The organism is Paenarthrobacter sp. NPDC057355 (genome assembly GCF_042667405.1).
GTDB lineage: Bacteria > Actinomycetota > Actinomycetes > Actinomycetales > Micrococcaceae > Arthrobacter.
Window position 1 is genome coordinate 1 of sequence record NZ_JBHVAL010000038.1, and the last position, 6,193, is coordinate 6,193.

A 6,193-nucleotide genomic window follows, 5' to 3' on the forward strand; every position below is an offset into this window, starting at 1 on the left:
TCGCCTCCTGGCCTCATCGGCCGCGTAGCGCCAGGGCACGCAAGCCAACGCGCCGCTGCCGGCCCTGACGGGCAACGTCATCAACGAAGCAGCCGCGTACGTACTGTGCGAGCCCTCGCCGCTTGTGCTTGCGAACAAAGTTGCTGGGCCCCGCGCAAGCTGGCCCCTTCGTTTAAGAAGACACCTGTATAGGCAGCTCCTGAGCTTGTCGATTCACCTGAGGAAGACCTGCAAGCCGCCAATCTCTTCCAAATAGCGAATGAGGTCATCTAGGTAGAGGCTCCCTGAAGCTGTTCAGGGGCCTTCAGATCGAACGCGCCACGCCTCTGCGATACCCATGAGATGGTGGAAGGTGTCGTCAAAGGTCCACAAAAATCCCCGCGCACGTACGAACCTCACCAAATATCACTTTCCTGTCGAGACGTACTAGGATGCAGTCTCTTGCTTACGAATCGCACCTTTCGTAAGATTTGTTCATGACGGTAACAACGGCGAATGAAGCCAGGACGCACTGGTCGGAGCTTATTGATGCGGTCCGGGAGGAACCCGTTCACATCACGCGTCGGGGCCGGCCGGTGGCGGTTGTCGTCGATCCTGGGTTTTACGAGCGGGCTGTTGCTGCCCTTGAAGATGCCGAAGACCTTGCTGATGCCCGCAGCGCGAAGGCAGAGATTGAAGCCAGGGTCACTCATGCTGAGCTGCTGCGGGAGCTTGGAATCGAGGAGTGACCGGCGCGTTCCATATCACCTATACGGCAGCGGCGGCCAAGCAGGTCCGGAAACTGGACAGAGCCGCCCAAATCAGGGTGTTGAAGACCGTGGAAATTTTGGCCTCCGCACCCCGGCCGCCGAAATCAACTCAACTCGTTGGCGGCAAGGGGCAGTGGCGAATTAGAACAGGCGACTACCGCGTCGTGTACGAAATTCACGATCAGGAACTGCTGGTCTTGGTCGTGAAGGTGGGACACCGGAAGGAAATCTACCAACACTAGCCACCATATGGGTGCACGGTCCACGATGTTCACAGCTTTTCGGAGTGTTCAACGTGATTCATGGGCTTTGCTTTGTGACCGGGGTAGTGGAAAGGTTGAGGCCAAGTAGTGATGGAGGGTAAGCGAAGAGTCCACAGCAGGCGGCGAAGGAGCTGCTCGGGCGGATGGCCGATGCGGAAATGATCATCGATTTGTTGAGGACATCGGGCGTTTACCCACGCCAAAAGGGTCCCTGCCTCCGTGGAGGCTTAGGCATATATGCCATTGGCCGGATGCGGCCGAGAGATGTTTGACAGCTTTTGCTGCATCCTACCGAGGCCCTCAGTACCGGGGAGAGCCGGAACGAATCATGGAACTGGATGGGTTTGCCCTGCTTGGGATGAGATGCCCAGTTCTACCTCGTGCTGAGGTGACTCGAATCGGCATATTCCCAGGTGGGCTAATGGTATACGTTCAGCTTCATTGATACCGGTCAAAGGCTCCAGCATCTTGATTCGCTGCGCCATCAGGTCCGCAGGTGCTGGTCTGGAACTCGCCTGAGTTGGATGTTTCAAGATAGGCGCTGCCTCCGAGACCAGCGACGACGAAGAATGGGTGTGTTCTGCGGTATTCCCAAGGCTGTTGTTGGCAGACGGCCGGACCACATATCAGCCAGGTTGTGCCCGATACCACCCTGCCGGCCCGGCCACCCCTCGCAGGGCGGACGAGCGCAGAAGGCGCTTGCGGCCCAGCTCAGCGTACAGCTTTGCTTAGCGACCAACCGTGCAAGATCCCGTTGTTCGCGGGTGCGAGTATCGTTGGCCGGTAAATGGTGTAGGACGTGAGAGACCCCCGGCATCAAGTGAGCGTGGTAGCTCAAACCGACCCCGGGGGCTCCTCACCCTACGTCACGCCAGGATGTTCAACCCTATACAGGAATTACTTTTAGCGTCCGCCGAAAAGCGCGAACAGAATCTGAACGAGGACCTTACCCAGAGAATCGGTGTTATCGGGTCCGATCATGGTCCCGCCGTTGAAGAAGTTACCTCCGCACTTCTCACCCCTGCCGTCGATGTCCTCAGTAATGATTTTTGTCATATCGCTCTGCGACTGGCTCGTGCTCCATGCATTACACGTTGTTCCGTGAGCCGAGAACTTTGCTTTCACACCGGCGCCTTGGACTTTGAACCAGCCAGTGGTGACGTTGTTGTCCCCCTTTTGTCCTTCCCATACGGGAGAGAAGTCATAGTTGAAGGGATTAAAGAATGTAAAGCGGCGTACATCAACCTTGGCCGAGACGGCCCCAGCCGGAGCGGTAAACGTCCGGCACTGCCCCGCGTTCACGTTTCCGGTGGTTTCACGTCCCGTAACAACCTTGTCGTTGGTTACGTTGCCCGCCACTGCCCACTGCAGGTCAAAGGCAGCAACGTAGCCTCCGTAATTGCAGAACTCAAACGTATTGGCACCGAGAGCAATGGCACGGCGTCGGAGATTATCCACGTTTGGCCGCACCGTGATGCCGATAATCTCGGGGGCGTCCCCGGACGGAAGCGAGGAGATCTCGATAGTGTTCGGGAAATACTTGTCCAGCCAGAGCATGTGGGTGACCTCACCAATGGACCCGGCGTTCTTTCCCCGCTGTGACGGGAATTTCTGCAGCTCCGAAACAAATACTGGGTTTGGGGTAGGCATCTTGGCTGACAACTCACTGCCGCTGTTGGAATACTTGACCGTTACCTCATATATCCCCTCTTCTTGGACCCGTACCCCGTCCCAACGGACTCCGCTAGCTTTCCCTTCGTGTTGCCTAATGGCCGTTACTTTCTTTCCCTCGCTACCACAACCGTTGCCCTGAAGCTGTGCGGGGTCACAGTTGGCAGTCCAGGCTCCTCCAAACGTTTTAGCCTTAGCCACGGATAGAAAGGTATTTTCGTCATTGCTAGGCTGCGCTGCGGCGCTGGCCGGAGCGGAACCGACAACAATCAGCGACGACGCCATCAAGAAACACGCCGCCACAGACAGCACCCTACTCAAACGCCCCTGTCTGAAGAGCCTCATCAAGTATTTCAAAGTAATCTTCCGATCCAATCAATAATTTCCGGCGCCCAGTTAGGCACCTTCAGGAGAGACATCCTCAATGGTGAGGAGCTCGGACGAAGTCCCTGTCCAGCAGAATCAGCTTGCCGGGATCCTGGCTGGGGTGGCAGCGGCAAGGAACATGTGCACGCGGTTTCAGCAAACAGCTGTTTCGGTCCCCAAGCCGCACACCACAGCAGGCAAGCGAAGGCATAGGTCATTCCCTAAGTGCTGCGGACACACGAACCAGTTGGGCGCAAAGGGGCGCATTCCCAATGCCTGCCTCACCCCGCAACCGAAACGTTTGTCCCAGCACGGAACGTCAGCAATGACCGCGTCGCAACCGGCGCCGAGCATCTCATCGCATACACGCGATGATCGCCACGAGGAAACCCAGCCAGCGAGGCACGTCCGCATGACTCACGGCAATTAAGGCAAAACGTGATGTTCCTCAGGCGTTCCTGCAAAACGCAACATTCGAAGCAACCCAGCCTAGAAGAACAGCACCATCAACCAGGGGAACAGTCTCCCAGCGCTTGCCACTATCGCCGGCCCGACCAGGGGCGGGACGATCCTCCGCGCGCCCTGGCGACGTGAGTCGCTACGACTTTTCAAGGTGACGAAGAAGTGGGCAGGAACCATCGCCCCCCTGGACACGGTTCCTGATAACTCAACGGAAACACCAAAGTTCAACGGCCAGGGTGCATCGCGGAGGAAGTCTCAGCCGTCAGCCCGAAACCTTAGACGAAGAGTCCGGCTGCAAACGGTGGCCAGGACCTCCCTGTTCCAATCGGGGTCAGTCACGCCACTGCCGACGGCACCGGTTCTTTCACCTCTGCCCGCCCGCACCCCGTGGCGGCTACCGGGTCAGGGTTCCGTGCGTCCGGGCCCGGTAGCCGTGCTTCTTTTGAACGCCGGCACAACCGGGGCCTGCCGAAGAGTACGCATGGACCCAAAAATCACAACTGCCAAAGTCGGAAAAGCCACATAAGCCAAGACCAGGTTTTGCACCTTCGAACCCGTCCCTTACGTACAGACGGCCCGGCAGGGCCGATTAGCCGGCGTCCCATCTCCGGGCCGCGCTCCTGTGAGGACACCAGTCTTCACCCCGGGCGTTGTTGAAGCTCGCGTACGCCGTGGTCCGGGCAATCCCGAACAATTCAACCGGCTAGGCCTGGGTGTGGTCCCCGGCGTCGGGCAACGTCAGAACATTACTCATCCGGATCACCAGAATCCCATAAAGAAGACCGATCTTGCCCGGTGCTGTTGTGTTCCTGGTAGGCGGTTCGGAGGGCTTCGTGGGCTTGGTCGGTCAGGAGATCAACAGCGGCGCGGGTAACACCGATCCGTGCGGCGATGTCGCCGGGGTCTTCGCCGAGGACATCGGCGCGCCATAGGATCTCCTGCCAGCTAGCAGGAAGAGAGCGCAACGCGGTAAGGACGTCCTGCACACGCGTATACCCGGGGACGTCGCCAACCCCACCGTCATCATCCGGTCCCGCCAAGCCGCGCTCACCTGGTGCGTTCAAGCCCTGTGACCGGGCCGCAGGCAGGAATCCTCCCTTAGCGGATCCATGCCATTTGGCGGCAGCACCTCGGATCGCGGTGAACAGTTCCGCAGCGAAGAACCTGGGTATGCTCTCAACGTTGAGAGCATGGACGGTTTCAGTGAACGCCTCCCGGAAGATGGCCTCAGCGTCTTGTTCGTTGCTGCTCAACGACCGGGCCAAGACCATCCCAGCGTCCCGATGGGTCCTGTACAAACGATGAACTTCTATGGTGCGGCGTGCCAGCGCGGCAGGCGAGAGCACCTCCCCCACTGACGGGCCGCCCTGGGTTGTCGAGGAACCAGGTGTTGCGGGTGTTGCCGGTGTTGCTGCGGAACCAGTACTACAGCCCATGATCATCTCTGCCCCCCTGTTAAGACCAATATCCCGGAGCGCGATCGGATGCTCCACGCCCCCCCTGTGTCCGACACCGCGGTGAAAACCGCACAAAATGAAACCTGCACGGAAACAACGACACCGTCGCAGCTGGGCGGCACCCACCCGGGAACGCGCGGGCACCACCCACCCTGCCGGGACAACCACCCACGACAGAGCTACGGCGCTAAGGACCCTACAGGAAGTTCTGAGCCCACCTCCTTCAAGCCCCAGCACACAGTTAACCACCACAACCCCAGAAAGTGACGCACGTCACCCGGGGGGCTGTGGTCGGCATGCCCCGGCATCCCCGCCTTCACGGTACTGGTGGGCGGGGGAAGAATGGGGCGGTAGGGAAGGACACAGCGCACAAACCCCACCCACAAACCCGGGGAGTACCCCGTCCATGTTTCGGGGTGCAGCGTAGTGCCAGGTTCTTTCCAGTGTCCTGCCAGGGACCATCACTACGATCAACATCGTCAACACTGATTCCCCCAAGAATCTAGACGCACCATAAACAGGAGGAGGAGACCCCCAAGGGGGGCCTCCTCCTCCCGTTCATAAACAACTCCTAGGCTTTTCCTCAACCAAAGACGCCCACGCTCAGGCACGGGCGCATGGGATTAGCCTCTGTTGGTGGAGACCTGAAGTAGCGGGCTGCTGCGGGCTCGACGTTGGCAAGTGCGAACATCACGCCGCGGCGTTGAACGCAGGTGAAAGGGGTCTTGGACAAGTCGCTTCCACAGGACGAGGAGCGGCTGGACGAACTGTCCACCAACGTGCAACAGCACGGCAGGGTGCTGCCGATAGCCGTGGCACGTGATTGCGGCTGCCTGGTGGCTGCTTGCCGGGACAGCGAAGTACCCGCGGCGCTGAAGGTGCTCTTCGGCCTTGACGCTGACCTCACGCACGAGTGCACCCGGGCGATCAACCGCCCTCGTTCCCTGCCGCCGCAGGAAATCTCTCACCCAGGAAATCAACGGCACGCACTGCTCACCCCAGGCGTTCTGCGCGCGTTCGTGCCGCAAGCGACCCGCCCGCGCCTCCACCCCACTCTCGGACACCGGCATAAACCCGCTCAAAACCCTGGAACGTCACGCAAACGGGCGTCAGCCGGCCCAAGGTCACCTGCGGAGACAAACCGCCGTTACGGTCCCGTCGTGCAGCCAGGGCCAAGCCGTCACGGGAGTTTACGTGCAGCCCACCCAGGATGCGCCCTGCTTGC

General features: G+C 59.6%; 5 protein-coding genes. 2 read left to right on the forward strand and 3 right to left on the reverse strand.

Going from position 1 to position 6,193, the window contains the following annotated elements; all coding sequences use genetic code 11:
* Positions 1-476 precede the first annotated feature (476 nt).
* Together ACFUOZ_RS21140 and ACFUOZ_RS21145 are read left to right on the forward strand one after the other, a co-directional pair.
* Positions 477-728 carry a type II toxin-antitoxin system Phd/YefM family antitoxin gene (locus ACFUOZ_RS21140; RefSeq protein ID WP_377551950.1) on the forward strand — a complete coding sequence of 84 codons (252 nt, stop codon included), beginning with the start codon at positions 477-479 and terminating at the stop codon, positions 726-728.
* Positions 725-991: a type II toxin-antitoxin system RelE/ParE family toxin gene (locus ACFUOZ_RS21145; protein ID WP_377551953.1), complete on the forward strand. Its 267-nt coding sequence runs from the start codon at positions 725-727 to the stop codon at positions 989-991. Before ACFUOZ_RS21140 ends, ACFUOZ_RS21145 begins: the two co-directional genes overlap by 4 nt.
* Positions 992-1,915: 924 nt before the next feature.
* Here ACFUOZ_RS21145 and ACFUOZ_RS21150 read toward each other — a convergent pair.
* The 3 genes from ACFUOZ_RS21150 to ACFUOZ_RS21160 form a co-directional block, all read right to left on the reverse strand.
* Entirely contained in the window at positions 1,916-2,884 is a 969-nt protein-coding gene (locus ACFUOZ_RS21150; protein WP_377551955.1) for a hypothetical protein, read from the reverse strand.
* Between the two features lie 1,373 nt (positions 2,885-4,257).
* On the reverse strand, positions 4,258-4,947 hold the full coding sequence (locus ACFUOZ_RS21155; protein ID WP_377551957.1) for an RNA polymerase sigma factor: 690 nt from the start codon (positions 4,945-4,947) through the stop codon (positions 4,258-4,260).
* A gap of 1,014 nt (positions 4,948-5,961) precedes the next feature.
* Positions 5,962-6,193 (reverse strand): hypothetical protein (locus ACFUOZ_RS21160; protein ID WP_377551959.1); only part of this gene is annotated, 232 nt, incomplete at its 5' end.

Coding starts and splice junctions, on each gene's coding strand:
- ACFUOZ_RS21155 (WP_377551957.1), bottom strand. CDS start 4,947: ATGGGCTGTAGTACTGGTTCCGCAGCAACACCGGCAACACCCGCAACA.
- ACFUOZ_RS21140 (WP_377551950.1), top strand. CDS start 477: ATGACGGTAACAACGGCGAATGAAGCCAGGACGCACTGGTCGGAGCTT.